At 69.2% G+C, this 16,571-nt stretch carries 12 protein-coding genes; 4 read left to right on the top strand and 8 right to left on the bottom strand.

Going from position 1 to position 16,571, the window contains the following annotated elements:
* Positions 1-512: 512 nt before the first annotated feature.
* The gene (locus ACGF8B_RS41890; RefSeq protein ID WP_392748166.1) at positions 513-3,155 is read left to right on the top strand and encodes a Helicase associated domain protein; all 2,643 of its coding nucleotides are present in this window, start codon (positions 513-515) and stop codon (positions 3,153-3,155) included.
* 126 nt (positions 3,156-3,281) lie between these two features.
* Here the strand turns inward: ACGF8B_RS41890 and ACGF8B_RS41885 are convergent, their stop codons facing one another.
* The 5 genes from ACGF8B_RS41885 to ACGF8B_RS41865 form a co-directional block, all read right to left on the bottom strand.
* The gene (locus ACGF8B_RS41885) at positions 3,282-4,172 is read right to left on the bottom strand and encodes a hypothetical protein (protein WP_392748164.1); all 891 of its coding nucleotides are present in this window, start codon (positions 4,170-4,172) and stop codon (positions 3,282-3,284) included.
* Positions 4,173-4,495: 323 nt separating this feature from the next.
* Positions 4,496-5,242, bottom strand: a complete 747-nt coding sequence (locus ACGF8B_RS41880) for an SDR family oxidoreductase (RefSeq protein ID WP_392748163.1) — start codon at positions 5,240-5,242, stop codon at positions 4,496-4,498.
* A 15-nt stretch (positions 5,243-5,257) separates the two neighbouring features.
* Positions 5,258-5,932: a TetR/AcrR family transcriptional regulator gene (locus ACGF8B_RS41875; RefSeq protein ID WP_392748168.1), complete on the bottom strand. Its 675-nt coding sequence runs from the start codon at positions 5,930-5,932 to the stop codon at positions 5,258-5,260.
* 8 nt (positions 5,933-5,940) lie between these two features.
* Positions 5,941-6,210 carry a hypothetical protein gene (locus ACGF8B_RS41870; protein ID WP_392748161.1) on the bottom strand — a complete coding sequence of 90 codons (270 nt, stop codon included), beginning with the start codon at positions 6,208-6,210 and terminating at the stop codon, positions 5,941-5,943.
* A 47-nt stretch (positions 6,211-6,257) separates the two neighbouring features.
* On the bottom strand, positions 6,258-10,016 hold the full coding sequence (locus ACGF8B_RS41865) for a S8 family serine peptidase (RefSeq protein WP_392748159.1): 3,759 nt from the start codon (positions 10,014-10,016) through the stop codon (positions 6,258-6,260).
* A gap of 143 nt (positions 10,017-10,159) precedes the next feature.
* Here ACGF8B_RS41865 and ACGF8B_RS41860 point away from each other — a divergent pair, with 143 nt between their 5' ends.
* Positions 10,160-13,045, top strand: coding sequence for an AAA family ATPase (locus tag ACGF8B_RS41860; RefSeq protein ID WP_392748158.1), 2,886 nt, complete (start codon positions 10,160-10,162; stop codon positions 13,043-13,045).
* A gap of 60 nt (positions 13,046-13,105) precedes the next feature.
* Here ACGF8B_RS41860 and ACGF8B_RS41855 read toward each other — a convergent pair whose 3' ends face one another.
* Positions 13,106-13,555: a hypothetical protein gene (locus ACGF8B_RS41855; RefSeq protein WP_392748156.1), complete on the bottom strand. Its 450-nt coding sequence runs from the start codon at positions 13,553-13,555 to the stop codon at positions 13,106-13,108.
* A gap of 378 nt (positions 13,556-13,933) precedes the next feature.
* The gene (locus ACGF8B_RS41850) at positions 13,934-14,110 is read right to left on the bottom strand and encodes a hypothetical protein (RefSeq protein ID WP_392748154.1); all 177 of its coding nucleotides are present in this window, start codon (positions 14,108-14,110) and stop codon (positions 13,934-13,936) included.
* Positions 14,111-14,267: 157 nt separating this feature from the next.
* Between ACGF8B_RS41850 and ACGF8B_RS41845 the strand changes: the two genes are divergently transcribed.
* Positions 14,268-14,921 (top strand): transcriptional regulator, encoded by a 654-nt coding sequence (locus ACGF8B_RS41845; RefSeq protein WP_392748152.1) that lies wholly within the window; start codon positions 14,268-14,270, stop codon positions 14,919-14,921.
* Positions 14,918-16,051 (top strand): aminotransferase class I/II-fold pyridoxal phosphate-dependent enzyme, encoded by a 1,134-nt coding sequence (locus ACGF8B_RS41840; protein ID WP_392748150.1) that lies wholly within the window; start codon positions 14,918-14,920, stop codon positions 16,049-16,051. Before ACGF8B_RS41845 ends, ACGF8B_RS41840 begins: the two co-directional genes overlap by 4 nt.
* A 143-nt stretch (positions 16,052-16,194) precedes the next feature.
* Here the strand turns inward: ACGF8B_RS41840 and ACGF8B_RS41835 are convergent, their stop codons facing one another.
* Entirely contained in the window at positions 16,195-16,413 is a 219-nt protein-coding gene (locus ACGF8B_RS41835) for a hypothetical protein (protein WP_392748148.1), read from the bottom strand.
* Positions 16,414-16,571: the final 158 nt, after the last annotated feature.

Below are 16,571 nucleotides of genomic sequence, written 5' to 3'. Positions count from 1 at the left end.
GCCGCTACGCGGCGGAAGACGACAACGCACTCCGTGCGTTGTTCCCGGACTTCGTCCGGGGTTGCCGGTCCACTCCGTGGCCCGGGCAGTCAACTCCGTTGACTGCGGCCCCGATCGCTCCGCGATCCGGGCGGCGGGCCATGCTCCGCACGGCCCTTAAGCTGGCGAGGGGTTGGGGTGGCTTTGCTGGGATGTGCGGTGACGGGTCGTGAAGTCCGGGGCTTGCTACCCGTTCTCTGGTCCCTTGAGTCCCTGTCAGGAGGGTTCGTGGGTTGACAGGGACGGCTCTGCGCAGATGACAGAATGGTGGTTCGAAACCATTTCTGCAGTCGGTGTGTGCGTCACTCTTGATGCCCAGCTAGATTAAGGAGTATGAGCCTAGGCCCTGCCGCTGTAAATGGGGTCGATTTTCTGTGTCTTGGTTGTCGCTGAAAAAGCATGTTGCTGCACAGGGATCCGGGTCTTTTCTGTCTTGGGAATATCTCTGAAGCGGTCGAAGAGAGGAAGTTTTGGTGACGCTGAAGGAGTTGTTCCCGCATCAGGTGGAGGCGGTCGACGCGGTTCTGAGGGCCTTGCAGACACCCACGAGCGGACACCTGCCGGCCGAGGGGCTGCGGACCCAGGTCATCGCCGCGACCGGATCCGGGAAGACCCTGATCGCCGTCGCGGCCGCCGCAAAACTCGGCGCGCGGCATGTCCTGGTCCTGGTCCCGACCCTGGACCTGCTGACCCAGACCGCGGCCGCGTGGCGGGAAGGAGGCCGTACAGGGGCGATGGTCGGGGTCTGCTCGCTCCGGGCCGACGACTCCGACGGTGTGCCGTGCACGACCGATCCGGGCGAACTCGTCTCCTGGGTAAGGGGTCTGGAGCGGGTCACGGTGTTCGCCACGTACGCCGCCGTCGGCCTCGGCATCCTCCAGCGCGCCCATAGTGCCGGGCTTGGTGCGTTTGACCTGATGGTCATCGACGAGGCGCACCGCACCAGTGGGTACGCGGGTAAGCCGTGGGCCGCGGTGCACGACCAGACGAAGATGCCGGCGACCCGCCGTTTGTACATGACCGCCACGGCCAGGATCTGGGAAGCACCCGAACATGCCCGGAGTGGCGAGGCCGGTGAGCCGCGGCTGATCGCGAGCATGGACCCGGGGTCACGGGTGTTCGGGCCGGTGGCGTACAAGCTGACGCTCTCACAGGCGGTGAGCCGGGGGTTGGTTGCGCCGTATCAGGTGGTGTGCGTCGATATTTCCGATCCCGAGTTCCATCAGCTGCGCCAGGAAGCCGGATACGGGTCGGACGCCGCACGCGGAGCACGGCTCGCCGCACTGCAGACCGGACTCGTGACCGCGGCCGCCGAGGAGAACCTGCGCAAGGTCCTGACGTTCCACAGCCGCGTCAGTGAAGCCGAAGCCATGACCACAGGTGTCGCCGACGCAGCCCGGAAGCTATGGGAGGACAACCCCAGGCGGTACCCGGAACCGGGACGGGTATGGGCGGACTGGCTGTGCGGCGAGCACCCGCCCGCCCACCGGCGCGCCGTACTGGAGGAATTCGCCTCCGACACCATCACGAACCAGAACCAGGGCCAGGCGCAGCTGGTCGAGGGTGGCGTCGGCGGGTGCGGCAGGGGCGGCGGGCGTGGTGATGGTGGGCGCAGCGGGGGTGGAGATCGGTCGGGGAAGGGGTTGTTGCCGGCGGCGTTGCGGGTGCTGAGCTCGGTGAAGGTACTGGGCGAGGGCGTCGATACCGCGAATTGTGATTCCGTCGCATTCTGCGACGCACGGGGATCGATGATCGACATCGTGCAGATGGTCGGACGCGCGCTGAGAATCAAACCCGGCGAAGGGAAAATTGCTTCTCTGATCGTTCCGGTATTCCTCGCTCCGGGTGAAACACCGGACGAAATGCTGACCTCGGACGCCTACGGAACCCTCGCGAAGGTCCTCTCAGCGCTGCGGGCACACGACACCGACACCATCGAACACCTCGCCGATCCCCGTGTCCGCAGCGGTAGTTGGCACCCGGAGGGGGCCGAGGAAGGCGAGGCGGTAGCTGAGCGGGAAGTGCCGGAAGGCGAGCGGGGACCGAGCGCGCCCGCGCGGGAGCTGCTGAAGTTCAGCACACCCCGGGACCCGGCGTTGCTCGCACGGTTCGTGAAGCTGCGGGTCATCGAACCCGAGAACACGTTCTGGCGCCGCGGGATCCAGGCCGCGGCGCGGTACGTGAAAGAGACCGGGGCGCAGCAGCTACGGGTGCCGTACGACTACACCACACCCGATGACTGGACCCCTGCAGGATTTCCGCTCGGGACATGGCTCGCGGACCAGCGCAAGTCCCACAAGGCCGGACGCCTGGACGCGGGGCGGGTGGAACAGCTGGCCGGGCTGGGCATGGTGTGGTCGCACCAGGACGTCGCGTTCGAGGAAGGCCTCACCGCCACCCGCGCCTGGGCAGCCGTGCACGGGCATCTGTTGCCTCCCACGACTGCGGTCTGGGACGGGTATCCCGTCGGGGCCTGGGTCAAGAACCAACGCTTCGCCGCCCGGACCGCGGATGCCAATGCGCAGCGGCGGCAGGCCTGCCTGGCTGTCGAGAGCAGCGCGGGCGCGCTGACCGAGGCGCGGCGCGTGGCGCTGGAGGAGATCGACCCGGGATGGTGCCCGGTCTGGGACACCGGGTGGCAACGCTGCTTTCGCCTCGCCCAGAACCTCCTCCAGAACGGCGGGGCCCTGCCGGTGGTAGCCGGGAAAGTGATCGTGCAGGGCGAAGACCTCGGAAGGTGGGTCACGGCGCAGCGGCACGGATGGGAACAGCTCCTGCCCGCACAGCAATGGCTCCTGGAAAACGCCCTCGGAATCGAACCCGCCGAGGAGGCGGAGCGGCCGGTGAAGCGGACACAGGACGACATGTGGGCGGTGAACCTCCGCGCCGCACGGCAGTTCCATGCCCGGGAGGGGCATCTGAGGGTACCGAGGAAGCACGTCGAACACCTGGCGGGAGCAGCGGAGGGCACGGCAGGCCCGTCGGGCCATCAGGCAGGCGCTGACGGGGTCGTGGCCGTCAAGCTCGGCACATGGCTCGACAACGTACGGAAACGGGCTGGCAGGCTCACCGAACAGCGCCGAGCGGACCTCGACCAACTCGGCATGCGCTGGTAGAGGCGAGTGGGGGGTTATGTGCCTGATCCGAGGCGGCTGAAGGCCCAGCGGAGGACTTCTTGGTCGACGCGGGGGCGGCCGGTGCGGTTCAGGGCGGTGAGGGTGTGGGCGGTGAGGCGGGCCCAGTTACGGAAGTTGCCGTGGGCGGCGCGGCTGTCGGCGCAGTTGTGGCAGCGCCGGTTTCACCGCCACCCGCGCGTGGTGCACCGGGATACGGCGCGGCAGCAGGCGCAGCGCTTGATGGACCGCGACCGTCTTACCGTGACCCGGGTCCCCGTACACGCACACGACCCCGCGCGCGGCCACAGTATGGGTGATCGCCCCGGTGACCGTGTCGAGCTGCCTGGTCGGCACGACATGCGCGCCCGGCACGTACAAGCGCACGCCGCTGTCGGTGAAGGGCGAGGTGCCTGCCGCATCGGAGCTGTCGGTGTCGTCCTGCGGTACGGGTCCGACGGCCGCCTGGCCGGCCTCGTCGATGGTGCCCGGCAACGCCAGCTCGGCCAGCGCCCGGTCATACCCCTGCGGATCCCGGCGCGCGTAAGAAGGGCGGGAAACCTCCAGCACCCGGCCCGCACGCTGTGCCCGGTGCACTGCATCATGCAGGGTCGTCAACGACGGGAGCCTGTCCCATCCCAGACCGGCAAGTACCTCATCGGCGTGCTCGCCCATCCACCAGTACAGCGCCTTCACGTTCCCGCCCAGCTCCCCGAGCCGGGCCCACAACACGTCATCAAGAGCGAACACCCCACGCCGCGGTACGGGTTCTACCCGGCCGGACTCCTTCGCGTCCGCGAGCCAGCGCCATACCGTACGGACATGCACTCCCGTCGTCTCGGCGACGATACGGACATGCACCGTCTGCAGCGTCCCGGCCTCGTCCAGCGAGAGAAGACGCCGTACCGCCACAGAGCGCATCAGGGCCCGGTCCCGCGAACCGGAAGCCACCACCGATCTCTCGGCTCCCGCCGAGCCCAAGGACAGCAAGGGCGACGGCAGCGATGTTTCAGCAGTCATACCCACCAGCACACTGCCCTGCCCCGATCAAGAACACAGGAATACTCATCCTCGTGTCAGCCAGAACACGAGTGTGGTAGGCAAAATCCTCACGCCATGACAGCGGAATAGTCATCCCATGACAGCCACGACTCGACAGCGCCCAACAACGAACACCCTGTTCAGCTAGCCACTCACGCCGTCAAAACCCGCTGACACCCAACCCGCTGACACCACCACGACCAATCACAGCTGGTCATCGATGCATCTTCCGTGATCGGGAGTTACACCGAACGTTTTACAGTCCCGCCTCGGGGGGAGAAGTCTCCGGCGGGATGGAGGCGTCAGGCCAAGCCGCCGTTGGCGAACAGAGTCTGTCCGTTGATCCAGCGGGCTGGTCCGGCAAGGAAGGCGACAGTCTCCGCGATGTCCTCGGGCTGTCCCAACCGTTCCAGAGGGGCGGCCTTGGACAGTTGGGCGATGGTCTGCTCCTCCTTGCCGTCTAGGAAGAGCGGGGTGGCGGTGGGGCCCGGTGCCACGGTGTTGACGGTGATGTCGCGGCCGCGCAGTTCACGGGCCAGGACCGGGGTGAGGGCTTCGACAGCGGCCTTGGAGGCCACGTAGGCGCCATAAGTAGGGAAGCCGGTCCGGGTGACGGTGGTGGAGAAGTTGATCAGGGCACCACCGCGGCGCAGTCGGCGGGCTGCCTGCTGGGAGACGACGAAGGTGCCGCGGATGTTGGTGCGGTGCATGCGGTCCAGCGCGTCCAGGTCGAGTTCCGCCACGGGCGAGAGGATCATGATGCCGGCGGTGTTCACCACTACGTCGACGCCGCCGAGGGTGCGTTCGATTTCGTCGAAGAGCTCGGCCATGGCCGCCTCGTCGGCGATGTCGCCACCGATGGCGATGGCTCGTCCGCCTGCGGCGGAGATCTCCTCGACCAGCCGCTCGGCGGCGGCCTCGCGGCCGGCGTAGTGGACGGCGACGGTCATGCCGTCGCGGGCAAGGCGCAGCGCGGTGGCATGTCCGATGCCGCCGGAAGCTCCGGTAACCAGGGCGATCCGGGGGATGGTGTCGCTGGTGGTGGTCATCGCAGTGGGTCCTTCTCAGGTGGTGGGGATCTCGAGACGGCCGAGCCATTCGTGGAGCAGTGCGGTCTCAGCAGGGGTGAACCCGGGCGGCGGGGTCTGCCGCAGCCGGGTGCGCAGGGTCGTCGCCGGTGAGGCGGCCGCTTCCGTAGCGGTGGCGTTCGTGGTGATGGCGGTGACGACGGCCTCTCGGAGACTGTTCGACAGAACGGGGTCCTGGTTGACGTCGGGCCGGTAGAGCAGCGACAGAGCCAGGCCGATGTTCGCGGCCATGACCATCTGCGCGGCCCGGTCAACCGGCACGCTCAGCCGACCCGCGACCGCAATCCGCTCGATCACCGCGATCAGCATCCGGTGAGCTTCCGCAGCGGCCTCCGGACGGCTAGCCAGGGCCGGGGAGTACATGAGCTTGTAGCAGGCGGGCTGCGCCAGGGCAAAAGCCACATGACTGTCCCAGCCATCACGCAGGTCCTGCACCGGGTCGTCGGACACCACCGCAGCGCGCTTGGAGGCCAGGTACCGCTCGAAGCCGTGGTCGACGGCCGCAGCCAGCAGCGCGTCCTTGTTCTCGAACAACCGATAGAGAGTCGGTGCTCCGACCTGCGCAGCCTCGCACACCGCACGGATCGAGATGTCTCCTGCCGGAGACTCGACGAGCAGCGCCGCAGCCGCCTCCAGAATCTTTGTTTCCATATCCACGTTCACAACGTTACATCACCGAAAACAGTGATCAGCCCGAGGTGACCAGCGTCGGCGGGGTCGGTGACGACGGCGGCGGCCTGGACAACATGGTCACGAGTGGTCTGGAGCGCGACGGTGAAGCAGCAGTGGTCCGGTTCGGTGCCCGGCAGCGACTCCGCAGCCTCGACCATCACGACCCGCAGGGCCTGGTAGAGAGTGAGGAGGGCCCACGTCTCCTGCTCAACGCCAGCCGGGTCGCCCGAACGCCCGGAATGTACGGAAAAGCGCAAGTAGCGCGGCCGTCCTGTCTCGGGCGGCCGCGCTACTTGTCTGCCTCCTACTTCTCGGTCCAGGGATCGAAGTAGGCGACGGTCGCGGTGTCGATCTCGACGCCGGTGTCGAAGCTTCCGGCCGTCGAGCTCTGGCCGGTCACGAACATTCGTACGCCGTGCTTGGTCGCGTGCATGGCGATCGCGTGGCCGCTGTCCAGGGAGCCGACGAGGCCGTCGTACCGGCCGAGCCAGACCTGGTCGCCGCTGGCAGTGTCGTACGCGATCGTCACGTAGTCGCTGCCGGCGTTGCTGTCGCTGCTCGTGCCGGTGATGACGACCTTGCTGCCGTCCGGCGTGACGGCGATGCCCCACGACGTGTCGTCGTAGTGGGCCTTGCCGTCGTGGCGCTGGACCCACAGCCGCTGCCCGGTCGCCTCGTTGTAGGCCACGGTCGTCATGTCGATCCGGGTGCCCTCGCCTTCGGTATTGCCTGTGACATAGACCTTGCCGCCGGCCACCGTGACGGCGTACGGGTTGTCCGACGCGTGACCCGGCCCGTCGTAGCGGTCGGTCCACAGCCGCTTGCCGGTGGCGATGTCGTAGGCCTCCGTGACCAGGTCGGTCGAGGTCTTGGCCGAACTGCTGGCGCCTGTCACGATGACCGACGTGCCGTCCTCGGAGACCGCCATCGCCGACGGAATGTCGAGCCCGTGCGACGGGCCGTCGTGGCGAGCCGTCCACTTCTGTGCGCCGGTGGCGGCGTCGTAGGCGACCGTGCCCCAGTCGGAGAAGCCGGTCCCGGTGCCCGGGCTCTGGCCGCTGACGATCAGTGTCCTGCCCTCAGGCGTGATCGCGATCATCCGGGAGTCGTCGGTCTTGTGGCCTGGGCCGTCATACGTCTTCGCCCAGGTCTGCTTGCCGGTCGCCGTGTCGTACGCCGCCGTGAAGTAGTCGTCGACTCCGCCCTCGGCGAGCGTCGTCATGCCGGTCATGTAGACGTGCTTGCCGTCGGGGCTGACCACGTTCTCCCAGGCCGAGGCCGTGAGCTTGCCGGGACCGGTGTAGCGCGCGTCCCACTTCTGCGCCCCCGTTGCGGTGTCGTAGGCGATCGTCACGGCGTCCGTGCCGGTGTCGACGCCGGCGGTCTCACCGGTGACATAGAGCGTGCGGCCGTCCGGGCTGATGTTGGTGTCGAGGGGCTCGGCGTAGTTGTCCGTCGGGCCCGCGTAGCGCGACGTCCATAGCTCGGCGCCGGTCTTCGGGTCGTAGGCGATGGTGACGATGCTCAGGTTCTGCTGACCCGGCGCCGACCCGTAGTTGAGAGCGGTGACGTAGACCCGCTTGCCGCTCGGGTCGAGGACGACCTGCTCCCCGGAGTCCTGTACGCCCGGGGTGCCGGTGACGGCGGTCCAGGCCTCCGCCACGGGGCGCACCACCATCGGGATCCGCACGCGGTGCGTGCCGTCGGTCCAGGTCAGGGAGCCCGACACGTAGGTGTTGACGGCTGCGGTGGTCCGGGTGAACTTCACGCTGAAGGACCGCGTTTCGCCGGGACGCACCTTGAGTCGCTTCGGCGTCACCTTCACGGTCACGCCGTCGAGGCCTTTGACCGAGGGGCTGTAGGACGCCGTGGCCGATCCGACGTTGGTGACCTCACGTGTCACCGTCCGGGTCTCCGGCGCGAGCCGTCCGATGGCGATCGACGGGGTGTTGAGGTCGCTGGGGTCGAAGGACTTGCCCTTCTTGGCCTCGGCGTCGCAGACGTCCTGCCGGATGCCCTTCGTCGTGCCGCACAGGAACGCGAACCAGTCGTCGGTGCCGCTGTCGTAGACGAGACCGGGGTCCACGGCGCTGTTCGGCTGGATGTGTCCGGCACCCTGTGCGAAGGCGACCGTCGGCTTGCTGGCCGGGCCGTCGAGGAGGTCGGTGCCGGTCGTCATCAGGGCCGACTTGATCGCCATCGGTGACCAGTCGGGGTGGCGCTGCTTGAGCAGGGCCGCGAGGCCGGCGACGTGCGGGGCCGCCATCGAGGTGCCGCTCATCAGGTTGAAGTCCATCCCGCCCTGCCCCGGAGGCGCGACCGCCGCGAGGATGTCCTGGCCGGGCGCTGCGAGGTCGGGCTTGAGTAGGTCGCCGTCGGCAGCCGTCGTCGGCCCGCGGGAGGAGAAGGAGGCGATGTGGGGCGCCGGGGCGTCGTAGGCGATCTTGGCCGCAGAGATCGTGGCGGTGGCGTCGGCGGTGCCGGCGTACGCCTTGACCGCGGCGCGGTTGGCGAACGGCAGGTGCGCCGATGGCACGGCGTGGAAGTCGGAGTCGGTGTCGTCGGCGTCGCCGCTGGTGTTGACCATGATCATGCCGATGCCGCCGGCCTGTTTCACCGCGAGGCTCTTGTTGACGCGCGGGTTGGTGCCACGCTCGCAGACGACGATCTTGCCGGTCACCTTGGCGGGGTCGAGCACGGGCTTGCCGTTGTTGTCGGCTGCCGCGTAGCACAGCCTGGAGAGCGTCTCACTTGAGGTCGAGAGACCGACCGTCTCCTTGTCGGCGTAGACGAGCGGGGCCGGGCCGGCCGAGGTGGCCGCGAGCGAGGCTCCGGTGTAGGTCTCCCCGTTGCCCAGGGTGACCGTGTCGGTCGTCGTTCGGTTGTGCGTGTCGGCGGCGACCGTTGTCACCCAGGGCGACGGGTGCGCGACCGTGGTGGCGGCGGGGCCGCTGTTGCCGGCGGAGGCAGAGACGAAGATGCCGGCCTCGGCCGCGGCGAGGAAGGACACCTCGGTCGGGTCGAGCAGGTCGGTGGTCGTGCCCGACACGGAGAAGTTGATGACGTCGACTCCGTCGGCGACCGCCTGGTCGATGGCGGCCACGACGTCGGAGTTGGCCCCCGACGCGGTGGAGCCGTCCTTGGCCGACCACAGCGCCTTGTAGGAGGCGATGCGGGCGCGCGGTGCCATGCCCGTGATCGCGCCGAATATGGAGGTCGGCCCGGTGGCGACGACCCCGTGGTCACCGCTGGAGGTCGAGGAGGTGTGGGTGCCGTGCCCGTTGTAGTCGCGCGCAGAGAGGAACTCCCACGGCATCTGGCTCTTGATGCCGGCGTCGCCGCCCCACGCCTCGTCGAAGTGGCGCGCGGCGACGATCTTGCCGTTGCAGTCGCCCTCGTCCCATGAGTCGTCGGTGGCGAGGTCGCAGGTCCCGTGGAAGTCGGTGAGCGGCGCGTACGCCTTCCCGCTGGCATCAGGGTTGGCAAAGCTCTGGCTGTCCGGCCAGACGCCGGTGTCGATCACGCCGATGACGAGGCCCTCGCCGGCGCCCTCGGGGCCGGCGAGCTGGTCCCAGAGGCCGCCCGGCTTGTCGAGACCGAGGAAGGCGGGCGTCGACGACGTCTGCGTCGTCACCTTCTGGTCCTTGGTCACGGCGACGACATCCGGCATCGCGCGCAGTTGCGCTGCCTGGCGGGCCGTCAGGTCGGCCGCGAAGCCGTCGAAGGAGTAGGTGTAGCTGTGGAGCTTCTTCGCCCCCACGGCCCGTACGGCGCGCTGCTGCTGGTCGCGGAGGTGGTCGACATACCGCTCGACCTTGGCCGACCGGGGGTTGATCTTCTTGTCGCGGGCCGGCTTGGTCGCCGCCAGCCCGGATTTGTCGCCGGCGTAGGCGACGACGGGGGCCAGGGCCATCTGGACAATGTAGGTCTGCTTCTTGTCAGGGCTTGCCGGGGCTGGGGCCGCTGACCCGGGCGCGGCCGCGGCGGCTGTCAGCGCGATCGCTGTCAGCGCCGCGGTGCCCACCCACCACCTCCGTGACTGGGAGGAGTTGGTCCGTCTCATTCGTTCGCCTTCCGCGTGAAGCTCCGAGATTGCGCGCTGACGGTAGCGACGGTGTGCTCCCGGTGGCCTCCGTAGGACACACGGAATTTTGGGGGTAGCCTGATCGCGACGTTGCAAGATCGGGCTGGCGAGAGGGGCGAAACATGCTCTTGGAGCCGCAGGCAAGCCACGCGGACGACCCGGTCGACACCCTGGTCGGACGGCGAGAGGAGCTCGCCGTTCTCCAGGCGGCCATCGCCGTCCCGCCGTCACTCGCCCTCGTCGAGGGGGAGGCCGGGATCGGGAAGAGCCGCTTGGTGCGAGAGCTGCTGGCCGCACCTCCGGTCGCTGGTCGCAGGACCTTGGTCGGGCAGTGCGAGCAACTCCAGGAGCCGCTGCCGCTGTCCCCGCTGCTCGACGCCTTCCGTCAGGTGGGAAGCACGCTGGCCGGCGCCGAGGTACTCAACCCGGTGCTCGGCGCCCTGGCACCGCTGGTCCCGGAGATCGCTGCACAGTTGCCGCAGCCCCCGCCGGCGCTCGCCGACCAAGGGGCGGAACGGCACCGGGTCTTCCGCGCCGCCGTCGCTCTTCTCGACGAGCTCAGCCCCTTGGTGCTCGTGCTGGAGGACGTGCACTGGGCAGACACGGTGACCTTCGACTTCCTGGCCTTCCTCGCCGCGCACCTTCCTCCTTGTCTGACGGTGATCCTCACCGCGCGCACGGAGACTGGGCGACTCCCGATCCGGGAGGCCTTGGCCCGGGCACCTTCCGGCGCGGCCCGCATCGTCGGCTTGAGCCCGTTGAACCGGCCGGAAGTGGCTCAGCTCGCCAGCCGGATCCTGCATTCCGCCCCCTCTCCCGAGGTCGCCGATCGCCTCTACGAGAGGACCGGCGGCATCCCGTTCGTGGTCGAGGAGGTCCTGCGCACGCTCATGGAGGGCTCGGTAACGCGCGCGATCCCGGCTCGCCCCGAGGCTTTGGACGACCTCGCGGTTCCGGCGGTGCTCCGCGACGTGATCGTGCAGCGCCTGCTCACCCTCGACGACGATGCCCGGCAGATCCTGAACTCGGCCGCGGTCCTGGGCCTGGTCACCGACGACCGCCTGCTGGCGGAGGTGACCGAGCGTGGCGCCGGCGAGATCGCGCGATCGCTCGCAAGCGCGCAGGCCGTCGGCCTGCTGCACGAGGAGGGCGGGCACAGCTGCTTCCGCCACGCCCTGGCCCAGCAGGTGGTGTATGAGTCGGTGCCTGCGGCAGAGCGGCGGTGGCTGCATCTGCGGATCGCTCGTGCTCTGGAGTCGGGGGTGGGCACGTCCACGGCGGTCAAGCTCGCCCATCACTACCGACTCGCGGGCCGCCACCAGGAGTTCGTCGTTCATGCGGAAGCGGCCGCCGAGGCCGCACTCGCGCACGGCAACGACGCGACGGCTGCCCGCTTTCTGCTTGAGGCACTCGGCGCGGAAGGCGTCCCGCAGACGGACCGGGTTCGGCTCGCCCTCAAGCTGGGCAGGGCTGCGGTCGATGGGCTCGCCCACGCCGAGGCGCTGCCGATCGTCGAAGGGCTGCTGGTGACCGAGCAGCTGCCGGCCGCCGTACGCGGCGAGCTGCGCTTCGCTCACGGACGTCTTCTTCGCCAGTCGGGTGACGCCCGCGCCGGCTATCTGGAGATCGACAGCGCCATCGAGGATCTTGCTGGCGAGCCCGCGCTCCTCGGCCGTGCGCTCGCCGTCCTTGCCGCGCCCGAGACGGTCACGGACCGGCACATGTGCGAGCACGTCGCTCGCTGTGACGAAGCGGCGGCGGCCGCACTGCGCAGCGGCGACCGCAGTGTCGACGTCGCCGTCCGCATCACACGGGCGGGACTCATGCTCGAGCAGGGCCAGCCCGAAAGCTGGCCGCTGATCGACGACCTGTTGGGCGGGGACGATCTGCGTACCTCCTTCCGGGAGCGCGTGCGCGCGTGCCTCAACTGGGCCCAGGCCGCCCTGCACGTCGGCCGCCTGGACCGCGCCGAGGCGCTGCTGGCCGAGGCGCGCCGGGTCTCCGAGCAGGCGGACTACCTGCGCTTGGCCGAGGTGGTCGACCTCGTCGCTGCCGCGGTCGATCACGCCGCCGGCCGGTGGGACGGCCTGATCGACAGGGTTCGCCGGATGGGTGGGGCCGACGCGACGTTCGGGGCAGCGACACTGGACTCGCGACTGCTGCACGGCTCACTGCTCGCGGCGATCGGCCCGGCCGAGGAAGCCGCCGCCCGCTTCAGCGAGGTCATCGCCGTCGCCGAACGGGTCGGCGCCGTCTGGCCGCTCATCGCGGCGAGGACCGCCATGGCCCGGTTGTTGCTGACGATGGACGACGTGGACGGCGCCACCGACCACGCCAGGGCCGCCGTCGCAGATGTCCGCGCCAAGGGGAACTGGGTGTGGGGCGCTGCGCCGGTGGTGTGCCTCGTGGAGGCGCTGACCGCGCGGGGACCGGGCAACGAGGCCGCCGAACTCGTCGACGAGTTCGCGGCCGGGCTCGACGGGACGGACGCGCCGCGCGCGCAGGCTGCCCTCCTGACGACCCGGGGCGCGCTCGCTTCCGCTCACGATCGCCCCGACGAGGCCGAGGCTCTGCTCGGGTCGGCGCGTCGGGTTCTCATGGTCGCGGGACTGCGCTACGACGAGGCGCAGGCGGCCGAACGGCTCGGCCAGCTTCGCTCCGAGCGCGGTGAGGTGCGGGACGGTCTCGACCTGGAGGCTGCCCTTCGCCTGTACGGCGCGATGGCCGCCTCGCGTGACATCGCGCGCATCTGCCGCAGCATGCGGCAGTTCGGCGTACCGATCCCGTATCCCTGGCGGGGTGGACGGCGGTCTCTCGGTCAGACGCTGTCGCCGAAGGAGCACCGGGTGGCTGCTCTGGCGGCCGCGGGCAAGACCAACCAGGAGATCGCCACCGAGCTGTTCCTGTCTCGCCGCACGGTTGAGAGCCACGTCTCCAGTGCCCTGCGCAAGCTCGGCTGCGGGTCGCGCAAGGACCTGGCGGCGATGCTTCTCAGCGTCGACGAATGACGCCGACACCGGTTCCTGTCAGAGCGACAGGAGAACCGGCTCTGACGCGTAAACAGTAGGTCAGGGCGGTTTCGGGCAGGGTTGGGTGCCCGGTGGCCGTGCTGGTCGCCGGGATGCTGGTGCTGGGCTGGTCGTTCGGGCCGCGCCTTCCGGAGGGTTGAGGGTGACGGTGTAGCCGAGCTGGTTGAGCGCGTTGACCATTCGGCGGCTGGCGCGCTCGGGGTCGCTCTGGGTGAAGTAGGTGCCGCCGAGCTCGTGGCAGGGAACGTTGTCGGTGAGCATGTGCCGGATCGCGGTGATGATGGAGTGCTCGACGGCGACCAGGGCCTTGAGTGGGCCGCGGCGGGCGATGAGTCGCTCGTAACGGGCTTGGAAATTGGCGTCCTTGGTTCTCACCACGCCGAAGGCGGCCAGGCCGAGGCCGTCTTTGAGGTAGGGGTTGCCGGAGCGGACCTTGGCGCTCCTGGTGCGGCCAGCGGAGTCGTGGACGCCGCCAGTCGCTCTCCCCATGAGAGCTGTCCAGCGGGCCGTCGGGCAGCCGGTGGGTGTGCACACCGTCGACCCAGCCGAGCACATGGGCAGCTAGACATCGTCGACCACGACGCTGTCCTCCCGAACTGCCCGGCAGGCGGCCAGGATCAGCAGCTCCACGACCGGCATCCACTCGCGCTCGAAGGTAGCGGGGTCGGGTACATCGGGGCGGGCCGTTTTCGGTCCGCCAGCCCAACGTACGGCATGTCGATCGTACCCGGCGTGGCGGGCCACCAGGGCCCCGCAGGAGACGACAGCCCTCCGCCAAGCGGACATGCCATGCCATAGGCGTCCGTGTGTAGTTGCTTCCATTCCTGCCGAGTCCCGCTCACGGCCCGCCACCCCCACCTTGTCGGGTCAGTACTCCATGTACAGGGGTACGGCGGTGCACCGCAGAGTGGTGCCCCGGTCGGCATGCGGGCCGGCGTCGGCCCGGTGGTGCGCCAGGACCAGGCGTACCGCCTGCTGAATACGCTCGAAGCCGGCCGTGCGGTAGTCGCCCAACAGCTCGTCGACGACGTCACCTCCTTCCACGCCCGGCGATGCCCTGCACGCCTCCAGTGCGGAGACCGGGTACCGATCAAGGAATTCCGCGGCTTGCCCGAGCCGTACGTCGACAACCGCCGCCTCTTCCGGGCCTGCGACTGCCAGTCCTGGACACTTAGTCCAGCATGGACTTATAGTCCAGAGCGTGGAGACTGCTGAAGAAAGCACAGATCACCGGGTCCGGATGTGGGCGCCCGTGGGCCAGGCCGTCGCGCTGCTGCTCGGCCCGTATGCCGAGGTGGTCCTGCACGACCCGGACACCGACCGGATCCTGGCGATCTGGAATCCGACAGGCTCCCGGGGTCCAGGGGACCCTTCGCTGCTGGGCGAGCTGGACGAGCTGGCCCCCTCCGCGCGGGACGTGTTCGGTCCGTACGAGAAATTGCTCGCGGACGGCCGACGGCTGTCGTCGGTCAGCGCGGTCCTGCGTGAGCCGGACGGGAAAGCTGCCGCGGTGCTGTGCGTCAACCTCGATCGCACACCGCTGGAGCAGGCCGCAGCCGTGCTGTCCGCGTTCGGCGCCCCGACGGCGCCCCGGCCGGAGCCGCTGTTCAAGCAGGACTGGAACGAGCGCGTCCAGCACATCGTCGGCGCGTACGTGCGTGAGTGCGGCCGTCCCATCGAGCGGCTGACCCGCGCCGACCGTCTGGCCGTCCTCGCCCGCCTGGAGGAGGCCAAGATCTTCGCGGTGCGCCGCGCCACCCCCGTCGTCGCCGCCGCCCTGCGCGTCTCCCGGTCCACCCTCTACGGCCTGCTGGCCGAAATCCGAGCACCAAGCACGAAAGACCACACACCATGACCCGCCTGCCCGACTTCCGCCTGGAAACCTACTTTTCCCAGTGGGAGTTCACCGCGCGCCATCACCTGACCGCCTCCGACGTGCAGTCCATGACCCTCGGCGAGCTGCTCGCCCTGGCCGATGACCAGGACCGCGCCGCGTTCGAGAACCTGTCGCTGGGCTACACCCAGACCTACGGCGACCCGGCCCTGCGCGAGGCGATCGCCGGAATGTACGCGCGGGCTGACGCGGCCGACGTGATCTGCTTCGCCGGCGCCGAGGAGGCCCTCTACCTGGCAATGAACGTGCTGCTGGGTGCGGGCGACCACGCAGTGGTGGTGACCCCCAACTACCAGGCGGCCGAGACCGTGCCGCTCGCCCTGTGCGAGGTCACCGGCGTCGCCCTCGACCCCGACCGCGACTGGGCGCTGGACCTCGATGCGGTTCGGGCGGCGATCCGCCCGAACACCCGCGTCGTCTCGGTGAACTTCCCGAACAACCCCACCGGCAAGGTCATCAGCGCAGCCGACTTCACCGAGCTGGCGCGGCTGTGCGACGAGCGCGGCATCCACCTGTTCAGCGACGAGGTCTACCGCGGCCTGGAGCGCGACCCGGCCCGCACCCTTCCACAGGCCGCTGACCTGTCCGCCCGCGCCCTGTCGCTGAACGTCACCTCCAAGTCGCTCGGACTGCCGGGCCTGAGAATCGGCTGGATCACCTGCCGCGACCGCAAGCTGCTGTCCCGACTAGAACGGGCCAAGCACTACACCACCATCTGCAACTCCGCCCCCAGCGAGGTCCTGGCCCGCATCGCGCTCAAGGCCCGCGCCACGATCCTGGACCGCAACCGGGCACTCATCACGGCCAACCTGCAGCACTTCGACGCGTTCTTCGCAGAATTCGCCGGCCTCTTCGAGTGGCAGGCCCCGGACGGCGGCTGCGTCACCTATCCCCGCTACCTCGGCCCGGACGGAGTGGAGAAGTTCTGCACCCGCCTGGTCGAGGAAGCCGGCGTTCTGCTGCTGCCCGCCAGCATCTACCGCTCCGAGCTCACCCCCACCCCCACCGACCGTTTCCGCATCGGCGTCGGCCGCGCCAACCCCGAAGAGGGCCTGGCCGCCTTCGCCCAGTGGCTACGAGCGAACCGATGACCCCACTCGACGCCCGACACCGAGGTCTCGCTGACAAGAGGGGCCTGCTTCTCCCCTGCAGCGAGCCGGAGCGGGCGGGCCCGCCCGCTGCTCCGGCGGCCCCTGGGCGGGGTTCACGGCCGGCACCGCCCGGTGGGGTCAGCTCAGGCGCAGGTATCGAGCATCTCGGACAGGGCAGCAGCCTCGGCCGGGTTGGCGGTGAGCTGGTAGGTGGCCTTCACGCTGATCCAGGCCCGGCTGTAGGTGCACCAGTACGACTTGAGCGACGGCTTCCAGTTGGCGGGGTCCTTGTCGCCCTTGGTCCGGTTGCTGCTGTACGACACAGCGATCAGCTGCGAGTCGGTCAGGTCATTGGCGAACAAGGCGGCCAAGGAGAGCCGTGGCGAGCACGACCAGGACGCCACCGTCCACACGATGCAGCCCCATAAGAAGTCGTTTCTCTTGGTGGGTGAGTGCCGGGCATCCTGGTCGTCGACAGGAGCTCATGCCCGAGAGGACGAGTGAGGCAGGTGTCTGGAGG

It is taken from the genome of Streptomyces sp. NPDC047917, from assembly GCF_043204345.1.
GTDB lineage: Bacteria > Actinomycetota > Actinomycetes > Streptomycetales > Streptomycetaceae > Streptomyces > Streptomyces sanglieri.
Note: the sequence above shows the minus strand (reverse complement) of the source record. Positions and strands in the feature narration are given on the sequence as shown.